15 protein-coding genes are annotated in these 18,215 nt (G+C 65.9%); 5 read left to right on the top strand and 10 right to left on the bottom strand.

The features are described from left to right. Positions 1-108 precede the first annotated feature (108 nt). Complete coding sequence (locus GA0070561_RS01500; protein WP_091393767.1) at positions 109-396, top strand: hypothetical protein; 288 nt, start codon at positions 109-111, stop codon at positions 394-396. Between the two features lie 1,153 nt (positions 397-1,549). Here GA0070561_RS01500 and GA0070561_RS01495 read toward each other — a convergent pair. Next, positions 1,550-4,642: a DEAD/DEAH box helicase gene (locus GA0070561_RS01495; RefSeq protein WP_091393764.1), complete on the bottom strand. Its 3,093-nt coding sequence runs from the start codon at positions 4,640-4,642 to the stop codon at positions 1,550-1,552. A 609-nt stretch (positions 4,643-5,251) separates the two neighbouring features. Here GA0070561_RS01495 and GA0070561_RS32905 point away from each other — a divergent pair. Continuing rightward, positions 5,252-7,612, top strand: coding sequence for a P-loop ATPase, Sll1717 family (locus GA0070561_RS32905; RefSeq protein ID WP_141710299.1), 2,361 nt, complete (start codon positions 5,252-5,254; stop codon positions 7,610-7,612). A gap of 23 nt (positions 7,613-7,635) precedes the next feature. Here GA0070561_RS32905 and GA0070561_RS01490 read toward each other — a convergent pair whose 3' ends face one another. The 4 genes from GA0070561_RS01490 to GA0070561_RS01475 all read right to left on the bottom strand — a co-directional run bounded on the left by GA0070561_RS01490 (position 7,636) and on the right by GA0070561_RS01475 (position 10,943). After that, the gene (locus GA0070561_RS01490) at positions 7,636-8,193 is read right to left on the bottom strand and encodes a RipA family octameric membrane protein (protein ID WP_208603668.1); all 558 of its coding nucleotides are present in this window, start codon (positions 8,191-8,193) and stop codon (positions 7,636-7,638) included. 473 nt (positions 8,194-8,666) lie between these two features. Then, entirely contained in the window at positions 8,667-9,179 is a 513-nt protein-coding gene (locus tag GA0070561_RS01485; protein ID WP_091393759.1) for a flavoprotein, read from the bottom strand. A gap of 67 nt (positions 9,180-9,246) precedes the next feature. Then, complete coding sequence (locus GA0070561_RS01480) at positions 9,247-9,786, bottom strand: cysteine hydrolase family protein (RefSeq protein WP_091393756.1); 540 nt, start codon at positions 9,784-9,786, stop codon at positions 9,247-9,249. Next, entirely contained in the window at positions 9,783-10,943 is a 1,161-nt protein-coding gene (locus GA0070561_RS01475; protein ID WP_091393752.1) for a helix-turn-helix domain-containing protein, read from the bottom strand. The genes GA0070561_RS01480 and GA0070561_RS01475 overlap by 4 nt, the downstream gene beginning before the upstream one ends. A gap of 230 nt (positions 10,944-11,173) precedes the next feature. Between GA0070561_RS01475 and GA0070561_RS01470 the strand changes: the two genes are divergently transcribed. Further along, positions 11,174-12,277: an FAD-binding oxidoreductase gene (locus GA0070561_RS01470; RefSeq protein ID WP_244166024.1), complete on the top strand. Its 1,104-nt coding sequence runs from the start codon at positions 11,174-11,176 to the stop codon at positions 12,275-12,277. Positions 12,278-12,345: 68 nt separating this feature from the next. Here GA0070561_RS01470 and GA0070561_RS01465 read toward each other — a convergent pair whose 3' ends face one another. Together GA0070561_RS01465 and GA0070561_RS01460 are read right to left on the bottom strand one after the other, a co-directional pair. Continuing rightward, positions 12,346-13,821 (bottom strand): peptidase M16 family protein, encoded by a 1,476-nt coding sequence (locus GA0070561_RS01465; protein WP_141710298.1) that lies wholly within the window; start codon positions 13,819-13,821, stop codon positions 12,346-12,348. A 76-nt stretch (positions 13,822-13,897) separates the two neighbouring features. Next, positions 13,898-14,782, bottom strand: coding sequence for a fibronectin type III domain-containing protein (locus GA0070561_RS01460; RefSeq protein ID WP_091393746.1), 885 nt, complete (start codon positions 14,780-14,782; stop codon positions 13,898-13,900). A gap of 206 nt (positions 14,783-14,988) precedes the next feature. On the opposite strand from GA0070561_RS01460, the gene GA0070561_RS01455 reads away from it, so the two are divergent. Beyond that, a complete protein-coding gene (locus GA0070561_RS01455; RefSeq protein WP_141710297.1) occupies positions 14,989-15,894 on the top strand; it encodes a hypothetical protein in 906 nt (301 codons plus the stop codon). A 63-nt stretch (positions 15,895-15,957) separates the two neighbouring features. Here the strand turns inward: GA0070561_RS01455 and GA0070561_RS33440 are convergent, their stop codons facing one another. Both GA0070561_RS33440 and GA0070561_RS01445 read right to left on the bottom strand, forming a co-directional pair. Then, positions 15,958-16,179, bottom strand: a complete 222-nt coding sequence (locus tag GA0070561_RS33440) for a hypothetical protein (RefSeq protein ID WP_167362310.1) — start codon at positions 16,177-16,179, stop codon at positions 15,958-15,960. 146 nt (positions 16,180-16,325) lie between these two features. After that, the gene (locus GA0070561_RS01445) at positions 16,326-17,288 is read right to left on the bottom strand and encodes a YwqG family protein (protein WP_141710296.1); all 963 of its coding nucleotides are present in this window, start codon (positions 17,286-17,288) and stop codon (positions 16,326-16,328) included. Between the two features lie 50 nt (positions 17,289-17,338). On the opposite strand from GA0070561_RS01445, the gene GA0070561_RS01440 reads away from it, so the two are divergent. Beyond that, the gene (locus GA0070561_RS01440; protein ID WP_141710295.1) at positions 17,339-17,974 is read left to right on the top strand and encodes an 8-oxoguanine DNA glycosylase OGG fold protein; all 636 of its coding nucleotides are present in this window, start codon (positions 17,339-17,341) and stop codon (positions 17,972-17,974) included. A 5-nt stretch (positions 17,975-17,979) separates the two neighbouring features. Here GA0070561_RS01440 and GA0070561_RS01435 read toward each other — a convergent pair whose 3' ends face one another. Next, complete coding sequence (locus GA0070561_RS01435; RefSeq protein WP_244166023.1) at positions 17,980-18,129, bottom strand: DUF4180 domain-containing protein; 150 nt, start codon at positions 18,127-18,129, stop codon at positions 17,980-17,982. Between the last annotated feature and the right edge of the window lie 86 nt (positions 18,130-18,215).

Genomic DNA, 18,215 nt, shown 5'->3' with positions numbered 1-18,215 from the left:
CAGCGTGACGAAGAACAGGTCGGCCTGCGCAGCGCGCCTGCTTCCGCCACATTCGCTCCAGCGGGCATCGCAGCCGGTCAGCGACACCGACGGCCCTCAGAGGCTGAAATGCAGCATGCCCCGCTGCGGCGAGCGATGGCGTGCGCCTACGACCGGGAAGAGTTGCCGGACGAGGCGGAGACCGAGACGGCCGATCGGCGGGCGCTGGAAGCGGCCTTCCACGAGGCGATGGTGCGCACCTACGAGCGGGCCCGGGACGAGGCGCACTACCACGCGGCGCTGCTACTGCGGATGGTGACGGAGAAGGCGGGCTGGCGACCGCCTGGCAGTTGCTGCACCACCCGGTGGTGTCGGACGGGTTCACGGCGCTGTGGGAGCGGGGCCGGGTGGACCTGACGGCGGAGGCAGTAGTGATACGGCCACGGTTCCGGGCGCTGTTCACCGAGGAGGAGTTGGCGATCGCTAGCAGCCGGGTGGTGGACGCCTCGGCGCACACCACTACCTGAGGCCACTGTCCGCCCTCGCTGAGCCAGTGATTCACCAGCCGCCATTCGGTCAGGACTGTTGACTGATCGAAGGTTCTGACGGCAGCAGTCCCGACGAACAATTTGACCAGTCCATATGCGTCGTTGTGCGGCGTGGATTCGTCAGATCTCGGGGGTGGCGATGGTGGGAGGAAGGGGCATTGGCGACTTCTACGCCGATGCCGAAGGCCGCGATTTGGAACTGCCCGGGTATGACTGGGAGAACGACGACCGTCCTGATCGTACCCCCGACGTGTGGCTCGACCGAGTCGCTTCGTCGTCCGCAGCCCAGCGCCCAGGTGTGCTGCCACGCGCCGCGCCGAAAAGCGCAGCAGGCCAACGCCGGACCGCGCAGCGCGCGACTAGCAAGGCAGGTCGAGCCGCCAGTTCCCGTCAGCGCCCTTCCGAGCGCGAAATCGCGGACGCCGCCCACCGCGTTCGAGCGAACATACCGAACATCGGCCCCAAGGGGATCGCGAAACGGCTCCGCCAAAGCGGCTGGGCCTTCGTCGGCGCGACGGCCGTCGACCAAGCTCTGAAACGCTATCCGACCCCCGGTACGCCTCAGGTGAGCCGCAGTGCACCCAGCAAGGCGGCCCCAACTCGCGCCCAGCAGCCGGCCCGGGCGAAGGCAGTAATAACTGAATATCGCCCTGGCATCGCCGGTCGGCGACTGCGCGGTTTCGCGAAGGCTGCTCGCGAGCTAGCCGCATACGATCCCGCCTTGAGTTTGGCGGGCATGGTGGGCCGGCTTCAGCGTCGGGGCTGGCCCACCTGCAACGAGGTAGACGTGCGGAAGGCGTTGGGTATGAGTCCTACCCCTGACGCGCGGGCAGGCCGGGTCTCCCCGTCACCGAAGAGCAACCGCACAGCGGTGGCGGCTTTCAGCCCTTCACCACGAGCGGCGCCCCGTCCTCCTGCGGACATCTGCCCCTCGTGCGGGGTACGCCCCTCGGTTCTCGGCACCTGCCGCTGCTCCTAGCTCCTGTGCCGCCGCCAGAGCGGCACAGGAGCTGGCTCGTTGCTCAAGCCGCGATGGCTCGAGCTGCGGCATAGAGGTCAGCGGGGAGCGGGTGTACCAACTCCCACTCAATCCGCATCGGGCGATCCCCGCTGTGCCGCCGGTATGTCACTGGCCCGGCGTATAGGTACGCCGGCACGCCCAAGGCGCCCTCCGCCACCTTTGTCTCCCGCACGAACAGGTGCACCGTCGACCCCTGCGACGCGTGGTTGACGTACCGCTGCCCGGTCGCCGACGCCGACGAGGTGGTGCTCTGTGACTCCCACTGGAACAGCGTCTCGGTGATGGCCCGGTCGGCGTACATGGTCGTGGGGGAGTAGTGCTGCTCCGACTTGACCAGCGTGACGAAGAACAGGTCCGCCCGCTCCGACTCAAGCCACTTCACGCCCTCCCGCAGCGACCCCGGGTTGGGCATTCCGAACGCCGCGCACGCCTCGTTGCGGCTGTACCGGGCGTGCACCCGCAGCGGCACCGCACCCTGAGCGGCGGTCGGCGTCACCCGGTGGATGCGGTCCCGCAGCACGTCGGCGACCTGCCGCAGCTCAGCGCAGCGGGCCGGTTCCTTCCACAGTCGTGCCAGCCGTTCGTCGCGCGTTGCGAGGGGGGCGTTCGGTCCCCAGAGGCTGAAGTGCAGCATGTCCAGCAGGCGGCTGCTGCCCGCGTACACCTGTTGGCCTGGCGCGGGCGGTCCGGCCGCGACCCTCGTCAGCAGCTCTAGCCGGTCGACGTCGTCGGTGTGCAGCATGCGACCGATGGCCCGGCCCAACTCGCGGTCATCGGGACCAGGTGTGGACGTCTCGATGCCGGCGAGCCGACGCAGCCCGGTCCAGCCGCCGATGCTGGCCGATCGGTACACGTCCTCGATCTCCAGGCCCGTCTCGCGGAGGAATGTCGCGAGGCTGACGTCGCCGAGCTGCCGCAGCTCAGAAATGAGGCCGGCTTTTGAGGTGGGCAGTGCCGATCGCAGGTTGGCGAGCACTACCTCCTTCGCCACTCGATCCAGTTCGACGTGGCAGCCGCTCGGCAGGCTCGGGAAGTCGTCGCGTACCGCTTCGGTGATCGCCCGCCGGCTGACCCCGGTCAGGGCACGCCAGCGCAGGTCGAAGCGGAAGTTGGCGTGCTGCCCGCCGATGAAGTCGAGCACCGTGAGGCAGGGCTTGTCGTCGTCGAGGCGCAGGCCACGGCCGAGCTGTTGCAGGAAGATCGTGGCGCTCTCGGTGGGTCGCAGCATCAGGATCGTGTCGACCATCGGCAGGTCGACGCCCTCGTTGAACAGGTCCACGGTGAAGAGCACCCGCAGCTTGCCGGCCTTGAAGTCCCGCAACAGCCCCGCCCGATCGGTGCCGGCCTTTGAGGTCACCGCCGCCGCCTCGACACCGTGCTTTCTGAACCAGGCGGCCATGAACTCGGCGTGCCCGATGCTCACGCAGAACCCGAGCGCCCGCATCCGCCCGACGTCCACCTTCTCGCGGACCGCCCGCAGCACCGTCCGCGCCCGAGCATCGTTGCCGGTGTAGATGGTGCTTAGCTGCGTCGGGTCGTAACCCTGGCCGCGCTTCCAGGTGACGTGCGACAGGTCCACGTCGTCGTGCAGCCCGAAATACTGGAACGGCGCCAGCAACTGCCGCTCCAACGCGTCCCACAGGTGCAGCTCAACGGCCGCGCGCCCGTCGAACCACCGGCGCACGTCGCCGCCGTCGGCCCGGTCGGGGGTCGCGGTGAGGCCCAGGAGTACGCGGGGACGCAGCCGCTCCAACAGTCGCGTGTACGTCGGCGCTTCCGCGTGGTGGAACTCGTCCACGATCACCATGTCGTACGCCTCGGGGTCGACCTCGCGGCGGTGCAGCGACTGGATGGAGGCGAAGACGTGCTTCCAACCGTTCGGCTTCTCGCCCGCGACCAGCGTCTCGCCGAAGCTGCCATCCCCCATGACCTGCCGGAACGTCGACAGGCTCTGCCGCAGGATCTGCTCCTGATGAGCGACGAAGAGCAGCGAGTCGGCTCGTTTCGCCCTGTGTAGCCGGCGGTAGTCGAGGGCGGCCACCACCGTCTTGCCGGTGCCGGTCGCCATCACCACCAGGTTGCGCCACCGCCCGTGCACCAGTCGCTCGGCGTCCAGGTCGGCCAGGATCTCGGCCTGATAGGGGTACGGGCGCACGTCCAGGTTCGAGATCGCGGTCGGTGCCTCGTCGCGGCGCTCCCCGCTCAACGCATGCCGGAGCCGTTCGGAATCCCTGGTCGCGTCGTACGCCTCGAACGCGGGGTCGTTCCAGTAGTCCTCGAACGTCGCCGTGAACGTGTCGATGACGTGCGGTTGCTCCATGTTCGAGATGCGCACGTTCCACTCCACGCCGTCCACCAGCGCGGTCTTCGACAGATTCGACGAGCCGACATACGCGGTAGTGGTGCCGTTGGCCCGGCGGAACAGCCACGCCTTGGCGTGCAGGCGGGTGGTCCTCGTCTCGTAGGACACCTTGACCTCTGCGCCGAGTTCCTTGAGCCGGTCCAGCGCTCGCTGATCCGTCGCGCCGAGGTAGGTGGTGGTGATGACGCGGACCTTGCCGCCTCGGGCGATCAGCTCGCGGATGGCTGGCTCGACGATGCGGAGGCCATACCACTTGATGAACGCGCAGAGCAGATCGACGCTCTCGGCGGAGGCCATCTCGTGGTTGACCTCGTGGCCTATGCGCGGCTGGTGGCGGCCGTTGACCAGCAGGGCGCCGGTGGAGAGGGGAGTGGTGGGACGCTGCGGGAAGGTGGGCCCCGCGGGTGGGGTTGGTGGGGCGGCGATGGCGTGGAGCAGATGCTTGGTGTCGGTTACCTGGTCCTGATCGGTCGCTGCCTTGGGGCTCAGGGTGGCGATGGCTTCGGCGATCTGGTTCGCCATTGCGATCTGGTGGTGAAGCTTGTCATCGCCGCTGGGGAGGGACTGGAGGGCTCGGGCAGCCAGGGTGGCGATGTGGCGGGCGAGGGTTTGGTGGGCGTCGGCGGGGTCGAGTTTGTGGCGTTGGATCAGGGCGGGGTCGACGTGCTGGAGGCGACCGGCCAGCTCACGAGTGAACAGGTGCTCGTAAACACCCCGCTCAAGATCCGTCATTCAGGCAACGTAGCAACTTCGACTGGCTTCGGCGCCCCACCGCAGATTGTATCTGCAGCTGTCGGATCGATGACAATCCGCTGGCCGGCGGCGATCCTCAGCAACTCAGGAGCGGCGCGTCGCGATCTGACGGTAGGCGCCGGCGCCGCTGTTTGACCTGCGGAAAGAGAGCGCTGGTAATAGATGCTACCGCAGAGTTATCGACCTCCCAGGTTATTGACAGCGCCAACGGACCAACTCTGCCTGCCCAAACAGGCGAAGGTCAGGGGTCCCGCTGGCAGGACTCCTACCGGTAACGTCGCCGGCACGCTTAGTTGGGAGGTGGTCGGAGTTGCTTGTTGGGCTCAAACTGCCGCCCACGGTCATCGCGAAAGAAGTGTCGCGGTCTCGGCGCGGAGGGGCCGGCCGTTTTGCCGAGCTTCATCCAAACCCGGCCGAGAATTCTCGTAGCGCATCTGAAATCACCGGACCGCTGATCGAATTTGCGCCTCGCCGGGCTCCTGGCGGATTTATCGCCGCCTCGCGCGTCCCTCCTCAAAAGACGAACCGCAGCTCATCTGCGAATTGAAGCGATCCTACAAGCAAGGCGACGACAGGCAGGAGAATTTAGTGGATTTACTATTCTTTGGCTACAGCAAGCGCCCCGTAGTTCTCAGCGAAACGATTCGAGAGGTGGCTTTTAACCTATCCCGCGGGCCCGGCGTCGCGCACTCCGTCACGTGGGAGGACCTGGTTGTTGATGGTCGTCTCATTGTGCATGAGGTTGAGAAGGCGATAGATAGCTGTACTCTTGGTCTATTCGAACTCTCAACGCTCAGTCATAACGTACTATTCGAGCTCGGGCTTGCAATAGGCAAGCGTAAGCGGGTTGCGATTCTTATCGACAGTCAGGATTCGGGGGCCGTAAAGGCTCTGAGGGACTTCGCTCTACTCACGACCACCGGTGCAACGTCCTATCGTAATGCGGGCGACCTAACGGAAGGGATTCGTCGGCTGCTGGTGGATCCTTCCTTCCCTCTCTGGCACGACTTGACGGGAGGCGCTGAAATTCCTCCCCCTGATGACGCAAAGATATTCTACATGCCGAGCTTCAAGGAAGATGAACCGAGCAGACGGCTCTCGCGCGTTCTTGATTCTTACGACAAGTTTGACGTTAAGAGTGTCGATTTTGATGAGTATGGGAGTGCCCCCCTCGCCTGGTTTGCGGAGGAGCTGTTCACTTCTCAGGTAGCAATATTTCACATGACACCTGACCGGGCATTTCTATCGGACGTTGCCAACGCGCGAGCGTCGCTTTTGGCTGGTATAGCCCGAGGCCTTGGGCGTGAGGTGTTGATCGCCCACGAAGACACGACTCGTCCTGCAATCGACTATCGGGATTTGGCTCTCGATTACAAGAACGCTGCCGATCTAGAAAAGCGAGCAGCATTATGGATGGAAGGCCTGCGGCCTCCAAGCCAAAGAGCGGCGACCCGCGTGCGCCAGCATTTGAATGTTGAGCTAGCGGCTCTGCGCTTTGGAAACCATGTTGCCGAAAGTGATCAAGACGGGCTCGATCACTACTTTGTTGAAACTCGTGATTTCCGGGACGTCGTCGACGCGGCAGCTACGATATTTACGGGAAAGAAGGGTACCGGAAAAACCGCGAACATGCTTCAGGCAGCCGAGACTCTTCGCAACGACGCCCGCAATCTGGTTTGTGTTATCAAGCCGGCAAGCTACGAGCTGGAAGGATTGCTTGAAGTTCTCGCAAAAATTGAGTCAAGGCACCTAGGCGACTACTTGATCGAGGGCCTATGGAAGTATCTGCTGTACACAGAAATTGCAGCGCGGGCGGTCGAAGAGGCAGAAAGGCGGCCAGCTGGTATTCCGACTGGATCGCCTCTCGAGAATCTTAAAGAATGCCTCGATCTGGAACATCGGGGCGTGGATGCCAGCTTTTCAATCAGACTAGAGCGCTTAATCAAGTCCCTTGAAAGTGCTTTGGCAGCCGGCGTTGATGAGCGCGATGTCGAGTCGTCCCGCAAGGTGGTGAACGCTGCTCTATATGGTGGCACCCTCCGCAATCTTCGAACATTGATTGGTAATGCGCTCTACGAGCGGCGGCGCATTGCTGTTCTTGTTGATAACTTGGATAAGGCTTGGCACAGAGGCGCCGACCTTGAACTTCTGTCGCGCCTACTATTGGGTCTGCTGACAGTTGTAGGACGGGTCGTCGATGAGTTCAAGAAGGAGACATCTCGCAAAGCGAGTGTAAACGTCACCTTGACGGTCTTCTTGAGGAGCGACATATACGCATATGTGCGTGATCACGCTCGGGAGCCCGACAAGATCACAACAACGGAAATCGAATGGCGAGACACGGAGCTGCTTGCCAGGGTGCTGGAAGACCGATTCCTTGCAGCCCGGCCACACGCCCGAGGTGCGAACGAATTGTGGGAGAAAGCGTTTGTCCGATCAGTGAAAGGGCTTCCTGCTCGGGATTACATGCTCTCGCGTGTTCAGCCCCGACCGCGGGATCTCGTTTTCTTCGCAAACGCGGCTGTGTTGAGGGCAACTAATGCGAAACGCGACCTCGTTCACGAGACCGACATCATAGAGGCGGAAGCCACGTATAGTGCTTTCGCCTTTGAGGCACTGTTGGTTGAGGGAGTTGCAGCGGAAATTGCTCTTGAGCCCATCCTCTTCGAATTTGCTGGCGAAAATAAAGTCCTAACCGAACCTCAGTTGACTCGAATTTTGAAGGCTGCATCGACAGATGTCGAGAGACCTCAACTACTTCGGGTCCTTCGGCGGCTGGGTTTTCTCGGGATGGAAACTAGCGATTCGGTCTTTGACTATGGCGGTACCGAAGGGGAGATGAAGAAAGCGGATGTTCTGGCCCGGAAGCTGACTAAGACTTCCCGCAGGCCGAGAAGGTTCGAAATTCATCCGGCATACCGCCCCTACCTTGAAATTAGAGAGGAATGATTCCGTGTTTCTAGGTGATACTCCTATCTGCCCGTGAGCGTCGTTACGAATAGGATAATGTAGGCGATAGAGAAGGCAATCGGAACCCATTGCTCAAGTCGCGTCATCGGCCAGTAGAGACCCTTATCTGCGCCGCCTTTGAGCGCTTTCCACTCCGCTCGCCAGTAGGGAGACGCGGGAAGCCTCTCTTCTAGCGCACCGATTACCCGAAATTTCGCCGAATTTAGCTGGCGATAGGAACGGAGGGTGGCGTACCACCCGGCCGTCTGTACTAGAAGTACGAACAGAAGTAGAGCTAACGTTGACCTCGTTTGGCCTTGCAGCGATGTATTGAACCATCCACCGATGGACGCTGCCGCAGTGTTCAGTGTCAAGAAGAAAGTATTGGCTAGGCCCCGCCGGGCGCTGACGCGGTCGGCCATCTCAACATAGATCTTGTACTGTTCGAGGATGAGGTTCTGGTTTTGGAGGGATATGCTATTCGGCTCTTCAGGTGCAGGTGACCAGAGGCTCGACCGGATTTCAGAGAAGTCAACGCGTCGCCGTCCGAATGTTCTTTTGAACGTTTGCGGTAGTTTCACGTTGAGATTATGTCTCATCATCGGCTAACATTCCAGACCATGCGCGCCGGGGCGCGGATAACCCTGGGCCACGATCGATCAACGTCGGGTTGTGGCAAGACCGGGAGTTGGGATGCTTGACGTGGCGTGCCGATCGTTACCAAGCCCGTACGGCTCCAGCTTCGTGGCGACGGACGCGCGGCATGAGTAGCTGTTCCTTGTCCGTGGGCCACCGGTTCCAATCAGAGGAAATTGGCGCAGGTTCCGCCTCGGTTACCTTGAGGCATGGTGATGTGGATCCCCTCTTACGCCGTCGCACCCGAACATTCGGTGACCGGCTTAGCTGTTGCTTCGAAGCAGCCCTTGTAACGCGAGCAGCTCAACGTTCATTACCTCACCTGGCTCTTTTTCGACGCGGCCCAGCGGAGCGGGGCCTGCCGAAGTCGCCCGCCTCGGTTGGGTGGCTCGCCCTCATCAGGGAATAGGACCTGTAATTATCGAGCCGAGCGGAGGGCCTCGATGACCAAGCCCCAACGGTCCGGCCCGAGTACAGGGTTGAGCACATTCCCGTCAACGACGACGACGCCTGCAGCGCGCAGAACCGCCACGCGGCCGGCGTACGCCGGGTGGGCGGCCAACTCCGCCTTGACGTGTGGAAAGGCAAAGATCGGTAGGTCCGCGCCCAGCGACTCGTTGAGGATGCCCAGTGCCAACGTGTCGTTGATGCCCAGCGCCCACTTCGTCACCGTGTTGAACGTGACAGGCACGGCCAACACAACATCGGCTGGCGGGTGCGGTTCCGGGTCGCCAGGCATCCGCCACTCCACACGGACGAGATAGCCAGTCTTACCTTCCAACGCCGCCCGGTCGAGCCACAGAGCTGCCGTCGGGCTGACGATCATGCACACTCGCCAGCCGTCGGCGATCAGCAGGTCTACCAGCTCGTCGATGTCTTCCGCTGGGCCGGCGGCGCAGACGACCAGATACAGCACGGGGCGCTCCGTCATGCCCGCAGTCTGCCCGAGCCGGCCGACGTGCAGCGAGCGGATATGGGCTGGGCCGCCGCCCCGCCTCTCAGACTCTGACGCTCACGTCGTCGCTAGGGAGCAGCTGCCCGGCACCGATGAACCGACGCGCAACTAGCAGGCCGGCCTCGTGTGCGGGTTGTCCGCCGTGGCTGGCGGACGCATCGGTCACGAGCCACGGTGTCAGGTCGCGTTCGAAGGCGTCAACCGCCGACTTGAGCACGCAACTCTCCGTCGCCACGCCACAGAACACCAGGTCGGTCCACCCCTCTTGATCCGTCAATGCGGCACCCTCAGAGGAGAAATACGAATAGATCCTCTTGTCAATCACCGCTCGTGCGCGACTCACGTGCTGCGCCAGCTCGGGCACGATGTCAGTCTCGGGCGGGTGCTGCACCGAGGACCAGTGGATCAATCGCTCGAACGGGCTACCGGGGTAGTTGTGATAGCGGGTGAACACCACAGGTCGTCCGGTCGCCTCCCAGTACTCGACCAGCTCGACGACCTTTTGGATGACGCCTCGGCTGCGGTCGTTGATGAAGCCGTTCTGCATGTCGACGACGATCAGGGCAGCACGCTTCTCGCTCATGTGTTGACTCTGCCACTCAACGCGGCGGTCTCGCGAAGGGCTGTCTGAGCCTGCGTCAGACGTTCCGGTAGGCCGCTCGTTGAGAGCGCCGCCTCGCGCATCATGCAGTGCTGCGATGTCTCACGTGCTCTGGCCGTCGTCAACCGTGAGTGGGCAGCACGGAGGAAGCGCCATCCAAACTCGCGTGGCATCGCCGGGTCTTGCCCATCCTCGACCTGACGCTGAATGTGACGGCAGTAGGCCCAGAGCATCTGCACGTCGACCTCACAGGACACCAGGTCGTCAATCACGAGGGCCTGCTCGGGGGAGAGCGCGTGGTAGGCCATGCCCGCCCAACTGGCGTAGCCCACGGAGAGTCCGTGCACGCCGAAGGGCTGAATTGACGGCTGATCGAAGCCTTGGGCAAGCAAGCGGCGTTCGACGTCGTCGCCGACTGGTTCGGGAAAAGGGTGTGCTCGCCGGTTGACCAGTACAGACGGCAGGCTCATGAGGCGTAGGGCGGTCTCTAGTTCGGCGCCGCTCCAGGCAGGCTCTTGCAGGACGTACATCGACAGGACGTATTCGGGCGCGGCGTGATCCGTGGACCGGGTGGGCGAGAGTAGCCGCGCAACTTGGTCGGCCGCCCAAGGCAAGTCCTGCTCGTAGCTGGCGTACCGCCAGGCGGCGAGCGAGGCCAATGTGCTGAAGTGCAGCTCTTGGCTGAGGTGCAGCACCACGACACCGCACGCGAAGAGGTGAGCCGTGCACGTCCCTTCCGCGTGAGGCACCCCAGCGATTGAGACCTCTAGCCACTCGTGCGGTCGCGGGTGAAAGGCGTCCTGCGCAGCGAGCTTCGCGGCCGCCGACGCACCTGTGTATGCCGGTATGAACTTGTGCGACTGGACCTGATAGCGAGCACCGAAGCGGCTGTCTACGAGATCAGTCCTGCTAGTGGCAGCGACGAAACGATCTCCTGCCCCATCTCCGGCTCTGCTCAGGACGGTGTCGAGCGCAGCCTGCATCTCCGGCCGAGGCTGCACCGCGTCTCGGCCGGCTTCCCATTTGGAGACGGTCCGCTCGCTAACGCCGAGGTTTTCCGCGAAGTCGCGAATGCTCATGCGTAGGGCTTGCCGCAGCGCACGGGTTTCGCGACCTGTCCACGCCTGGACAGTAGGCAAGGTTTCGCCCCCGATCGCATCGTGGCCGCTCCGGGCAGCTTAACGACTCCAATGCAGCATAGGTACAGCGCAAGTACAGCGAGTAGTCATGTCGCGGTTTCAGCTACTTGAACAGGATGGGTGCATGGCCCGGGGCGGGTGCCTTGTCCCGGAGTTGCGCCGGCCCTCAACGGCGCAGCTCCTCCCGCCCGCCCCGGTGCCAGCCCATCAATCAACGACTTGGAGCCGGCATGCCCACAGTGAACGACGACCATCCGGCTCGCGTGAGTCTGGAGGCCGCCTGGGAGTCGGTCGACGTGCGGGCCGCCGGCGACTTCTGGTGCACCCTCGAAGACCGCCGACCCGGGCTGCTCCCACAGCGCGCCGCGCCGCTGTTCTTCAGCGCGCTGGGCCGCCTCCTGGTCGGCGGCGACGCCCCGGCGAACCGGGCGGCGCTGCTCCGGGTGCTCGGCCACGCGTACCGTCACTTCGACCTGCTCCCGCACGCCACCACCATCGGCGACGCGCTGCTCGCGACCGTTGCCCGCCACGCGCGCCCACTGTGGACGCCGCAGCTCACCATCGCCGCCGAGCGCGCACTGTACCGCGCCACGCACGCCATCCGCCGCGCCGCCGCGCAGGCCGGCGACGGACGGGCCTGGTGGCACGTCGAGGTGATCGGCCACGACCGGCCGTCGCCCGACATCGCCATCCTGACGGTACGTCCCTGGCGGCGACTGCCCTTCCAGCCAGGTCAGGCCGTGCCGGTCTGTACGCCAAGCCGGCCCGGCCACTGGCGCTGGTTCTCACCGGCCAATGCCCCACGCGCGGACGGCACCGTCGAGCTGCACGTCCGCGCCGTACCCGCCGGCACCGTCTCCCACCGCCTGGTCCATGAGGTACGCCCCGGCGAGCTGCTCTGGCTCGGCCCACCCGCCGACACCGGGCTGAGCCTCGACCCGGCGACCACGAGCGATCTGCTACTTGTCGCCGGCGGCACCGGCCTGGCGCCGATGCGCGCCCTGGTCGAGCACGTCGCCGCCGCACCGGACGGCCGGCGGGTGACGCTGATCGTCGGCGTGCGCACCTTCACCGACCTGTACGACTCGATCGCCCTCGACAAGCTGCAATGCGCCCACGACTGGCTGACCATCGTGCCGGCGCTCTCCGACGACCCCTGCGCGGAGCCGGCCGAGCAGGGCGACGCCCTGACCATCGCCCTCGAACACCACCAGCCCGGTCAGGACATCTACCTCTGCGGCCCACCCGCGATGCTTGCCGACGCGCGGCCACGGCTGTGCGCACTCGGCATCCCCGCCGCACGCATCCACCTGCCCAAAGGCCTCACCTGCTGATGGCTTGCTTACCAGACCCACACTGACCGGCCCGCTTACGCCCGCCGATCATGATCCTCGACGATCGACTACCAGTTGGAACTGAGCTGCTTGACGGCCTGGCGGAAACGCCGCGGCGGCAGGACGGCCCGGAGCTTGTCGGCAGCGTCAGCGAAGTCCGAGATCGTGGTGACGCAGCCGTGGCCGAGGTGGGCGAGCCGGATGACACCAAACCGCTCGACCACGAGTGCCTGGGACAGCGGGACGGTGTGCACGTTCCCGTCGCCATCCACCGTGGAGATCGCGTCGATGCCGATGACCAGCTTGCCCTTGTTGTGGAACCGCTTGGAGAACGGCGGCCTGACGACCTCGCCTGCGGGCACGAAGCGGGTGGTCGGGCAGGAATCCTCGGTGGCGCGAGGAAGGTCGGGTTTCGACCCGTACGGCACGACGATCATGGCGCTTGAGAGCCAGCCCGACACGATGTCCCGTGTCGCGTCCGGAGTAAGCCCAGTCAGCTCGCTGAGTGATTCCGAGCCGTAGATTTCAGCCGTGCCGAGCAGCTCCTGGTGGGCCAAGGCTTGAAGCTCGCTAATCGACTGCATCCATTCGATGTCGCCCTCCATGGCCATGCGCTGCGTTGGCACCCGGTCGGCGATCTCCACTCGATCGATTCCATCGGCGGCAAGCCGTTGCAGCTCGGCCCAGAGCAGCTCCGCCGCGACGGTGGCGTCGAAATTCTTGCCCTTCCTGCCGAAGTCTGGTGTGACCCTCAACCCGAGCTCGTGCCGCGTACTGTCGACGACTTCGCACATGAATTCCGCACCGATGGCCACCCCGGCCTCGTCCACTGCCTCAGCGACTCGCGACCGCAGTGCCCACATCAGAACGACAGCTTCCGCGCTGGGTTCGACACCGACCGTCAGCGCGACGCCGCGGACCTCGTCGGCGTACCAGATCGGCCCCATTTGGTTGTTGACGAGTGGCGTGCTGCGGGTGACTCGCGGGCCGGCGGGCAATGGCAGTCGCATCGCCTGAGGCGGTTCGCCCGTCAGGGTGAGAACCGCGTTGCCGCTGGTGAAGAACCTTTCGACATACCGTCGGATCTCGTCCGCTGTGAAGAGCTTGTAGTCCACTGCGGGCCAGCGCGACAGGCCGTATCCGCTCGGCCCGAAACGCCGCGACAGCAGCGCTCCCCACGGGTCGCGCAGACCTTCTTCGATGTTCGAGACGTACCGGCTGTCCGCATTGAGGTCCGCGACCGCGTCGGACAGATCCTCGGGCGGAAGATTGCTGATGGCCGAGCAGATGGTGGCGAGGTGCTCCGCTACCTGACCCGGTGGGCCGCCTGCGAGGAATGACGTGTCGTTCATCCAAATGTTGTCCTCGTGCTTCTCCGCGACGTGATCCGCCGTCCAGTCCACCAGGTGCTGCACGAGATGGGTCAGGCCGATGGAGTCGATCTCTTCGTCGCGGGCACCGCACCCAAACGTCAGCGATGCGGCCAAGGTGCCAGGCACATCGCGTTGGATGACAGCAACTCCGTCTATCTCCTCGCGCCGCATGAGCGGATCGTAAGGTGACCGGTCAAGCCACGGGCTGAGGCGTTCGACAGTCAGAGGACGCGGTGCCGTTGGTGCGTCAACTGATGGTGTCACCGAACTCGCGTACCCCGTCGACGTCCAGCGTGATCCGGTCGTTCTCGGTCCACTGGCCGGTGGCGGCGGCCCAGCTCGGGTCGTCGCGTTCGTCGATGTTGCTCCAGCTGTGCCGGTGGTGCCGCAGCTGGATCGGCCCGGTCGACTGACCCGGCGCGAGCGTGCCGTCGGTGAAGGTCAGCTCCACCCAGCCGGGGACCGGCGTTCCCGGGATCGGGTAACCCGGCGGCGCTGGCGTCGTCATGGCCCCCGGGGGCCCACCCGGCGGGATGAAGAACTGCACGGTCTGCTGGATCCGGTGGCAGCCCAGCGCGGCCCAGTCGCAGTTCGGCACCAGCGAGGTGTTGCCGCCCTCGAAGCGCAGGTGGTAGCGCACCCGCACCGTGCTCAGGTCGAGTGGTCCGGTGCCGGTGTTTGTCACCTTCAGGAGGTGCTGGATCTGGTTGTTCGTGGGGGACCAGTCCAGGTTGAGGTAGCTGACCGTCGCGCGGCCGGCCGCGGTGCGCACGGTGGTGGTGGGCGAGGTGTCGGAGTAGCCGCCGAGCGCGCGGGCGGCAATCGCGATCCGGTACGTCGTGCCGGGTGCGAGGTCGGTCAGCGTGATCGTGGTGTCGGTGGTGGAGCCGAGGAACCGGTACGTGTTCGGCCCCAGCGGCACCTGCACCTCGTAGTTGATCGGCTGCTCCGCGCCGGGCTCGACCCAGGCGGAGGGCGCCCAGCTGAGCGTGAGCTCGTGCGGTTCGTTGGCCACCACCGTGGGGGTGCCCGGGGTGCTGATCGCTGGCCCGTCGGCACGGGCGGCGTTGACGGCGAGCAGGCTCGCCAGCGCGGCGAGGGCGATGGTGGCGGCGACGCGGCGAGCAGGCATAGGCGAATGGTATGCACAAGCATCGATGCCTGGGCATCGTCCGTCAGTCCAGCGACGTCGACGAAGGGTCCAGTCCGTTACGCGACGTAGTCGGCTTGGAGATAATGCCTGGTCAGGTGGCTACCTAGCGTGAACCCGTCATCACGAACGGCCTGGACGTCGGCGTCTCACCTGCCGCCCGTCTCGGCCTCAGACGGGAGAAACACATGCGTGCTCAGAACAAAAGCCGGCGGTACGGCGCCCGAGCGTCCGTACTCGTGCTCGGTCTTGTCGCGGCCGGAGCGGTGCTCGCCCCGGCGAGCCCGGCGTCCGCCGCGGTCCCCGGTCTGGTGCGGGTCGCCGCGACCAGCGTCAACAACTCGGCCGACTACCACAGCGTCACGGCGACCTGCCCGGTCGGGAAGGTGCTCACCGGCACCGGCTACGAACTCAACGGCGTCACCGGCGAGGGTGTCGTCGACGACCTGCGCCCCAACGGCGGCGTCGCCACGGCACCGACCGCGGTCACCGTCGGCGCCTACGAGACCGAGGCGTTCGCGGGGAACTGGTCGGTGACGGCGTACGCGATCTGCGCCAACCCGCTGGCCGGCCTGTTCCGGGTGGCCACTACCAGCGTCAGCAACTCGACCGACTTCCGCAGCGTCACCGCCACGTGCCCGGTCGGGAAGGTGCTGACCGGCACCGGCTACGAGCTGAACGGGGTCACCGGCGAAGGTGTCGTCGACGACTTCCGGCCCAACGGTGGCGTCGCCACGGCGCCCACCGCGGTCACCGTCGGCGCGTACGAGTCGGACGCCACGGCCCTGAACTGGTCAGCGACCACGTACGCGATCTGCGCCAACCCCCTCGCGGGCCTGGTACGCACCTCAGCCGTGGGGGCCAGCACCTCCCTCGACTTCCGCAGCGTCACGGCCACCTGCCCGGTCGGGAAGGTGCTGACCGGCGCCGGCTACGAGCTGAACGGGGTGACCGGCGAGGGCATCGTCGATGACTTCCGCCCCAACGGCGGCCCCGCGACCGCCCCGACGTCCGCAGCGTCCGGCGCGTACGAGGAGGACGCGTTCGCCGGGAACTGGTCCGACACGGCGTACGCCATCTGCGCCACCGCGTAGAAGCCGATCAGCCGGTGCAGGCGCCCTGCGAGCGCGAGCGGCTGCACCGGCTGAGTGATCGGCTCAGGAGCCGCCCTGGCGCTGGATCCGCCCGTCGCCCGAGACCTTGGCCCGGCCCAGGTCGCGTTCGGTGCCGGCCGGGCCGGTCGCGGTACGGCGGTGCCGTTGGTCGGGCGAGTGCTCCACGGTCGAGCCCTGGCGGCCCGGAGCGCCGCTGCCCGAATGCCGCCGGCCTCGCGCCGACTCGCCCCCGCTGTCGTGTTTGTTCTGCTTGTGGCTACCCATGGATCGCGCGTACCCGTTCACTGTGCGGCTAGTCCTGCCCCCCCCCCCCCCCCCCCCCCCCCCCCCCCCCCCCCCCCCCCCCCCCCCCCCCCCGTCAGCGCCAGTGCCGTCCCGACCGGTGAGGTGGTTATCGGGACGACTGGCACTCACGGATTCCAGTAGACGAGGACCCTGGCCTGGTCGAAGCGCCGGTCCTTCAGGTCGGCACGCTGGATCACCCAGTGGATGCTCGCGCCGCCCTGTCTCCCGCCGTGGAACTCGGCCAGCACAACCCAGTCACCATGGTCCGACTCGTCCTGGCCGGACCGGCCCGGGGGGTTGGCGCCCAACCACGCGGGGTTGAAACCGTTGCAGTCAGTGCCGTAGCCGCCCAACAACAGCGGCGTCGTCCCGTCTTCATAGGAGAACGGGCCGTCCGGCACCCTGCCCAGGACTTCCTTCCACACGTCGGTCATCTCTTCGAACGGGGGGTCTCCCGGCATTGGCGGAGACCACGGGGGCCCCGGGATCGTCTTGACGTAGGGCAGAGAGATGTCGACAGTGAGGTGCAGATCGCCCTGCGGGATCTCCGTGTAGACCTCGGCGAACTCCTCGTCGTCCGGAGGGAAGTCAGGCGGATACTGCTCTCGTTCCTCGACGGCGACGCCCGCCGGCACGTACATCACCTGGCCGTAACCGTGCTCTTCGGGCCAGCCGAACAGCAGCAGTTGGCCGTCGGCCGGTAGCGGAAGGTCGGTCACGTCTGCCGGAAGGGCAGCGCAGTCGATGGTGGCGATCAAGGGGTACTCGGGGTCCTCGGCGTCGGCCGGGAGCATCACCGGTCCACGGATGGCGCCCACGACCGGCCCGTCACCCCCCTGTGTCAGAAAGGCAGACGGGCGGGCGAGCCCCAGCCAGCGTTCCACGTCGGGGGCGGGTATGCCGCGGCGCAGCGCCTCGGCGCGGACCTGATCGATGATTTTCACGTTTCGGGGAAGCACGGGAGCACCGTAGGTCAACAGTGCGACGTACTCGACCCCGCCGGATGCTGGCTCCCCGGAAGGCAGGCGCCCCTGCGGTCGATACCGCGATTTGCCGTCGGCGGGCGGCAGGCAGAAGCGCCCGACCATAGCGTCCGAACCACGGAGTTCCGCGAGCGCGCGATCTGTGGGAGGCGACCATGCAGGCAACCGAGGGTCTGGTGTTACCGGGGGAGCGGGCTCCGGTCAGGTTCAACATGGACAGGTGGCGGGCTGGGCTACCACCGGATGCGTGGCCCGACACGCTGCCAGCGAGCGGGGAGCTCTGGCGGCGGGACGTCTTCGCGGTGGCCGACGCTTACCGGGCGGGGTCCGCGAGCCCACGGCACCTGCTGGCGGCCGTGCTGGCCTGGGCTTACGGACCCATCGGGTACGGCCCGTGGCGCGCCGCCAGGTCGCTCGACGCCGATCCGCACGGCAAACGCCTGGCGTACGCGCTGGAGGGGGTGTCCACGCCAGCGCCCGACGAGGACGTGCTGCGTACGGCGTACCGCCGCTTCCGCGACCCCGATCACGCTCGTCTGCCCTGGTTGGGGCCGGGCCTGTGCACGAAGGTCCTCTACTTCGTCGGCTACCGGCGCGGGGTGGGCGGCGTGCAGCCCCTGATCCTCGACCGGGTCGTGGCCGGCCAACTCCCCGCCGACGCGGGCGTCGGCCGGCGCAACGGCTGGTCGTCCGAGGAGTGGCTGGCCTATCTGCGGTGGGCGGCCGAGCAGGCTCGGATCAGGGGAGTGGAACCGGACGCGGTGGAGATGGCGGTCGTGCCCGACCGGTGAGGTGGCTATCGGGTGGTGCGGAGGCGGGTGTCGAGCGCGTCGAGGTCGGGGACGAACCAGATCTGCCCACCCTGGTTCGACTCGTGCACCAGCGCGCGCAACGCGGAACTCTCCGCGAGCTGCGCCGAGATGTCGCCGACGACGGCCAGCCGCATGTGGGCCCTCCCGGTCGAGCAGGCCGTTGTCGGCGTCGAGCAGGTGCAGCGACTCGGCGGTGGCGGCCGGGTCACCCAGGATGATG

This window comes from Micromonospora saelicesensis, from assembly GCF_900091575.1.
Taxonomy (GTDB): Bacteria; Actinomycetota; Actinomycetes; order Mycobacteriales; family Micromonosporaceae; genus Micromonospora; species Micromonospora saelicesensis.
The sequence above is the reverse complement of the archived record's forward strand: the minus strand, read 5'-3'. Positions and strand labels throughout refer to the sequence as shown.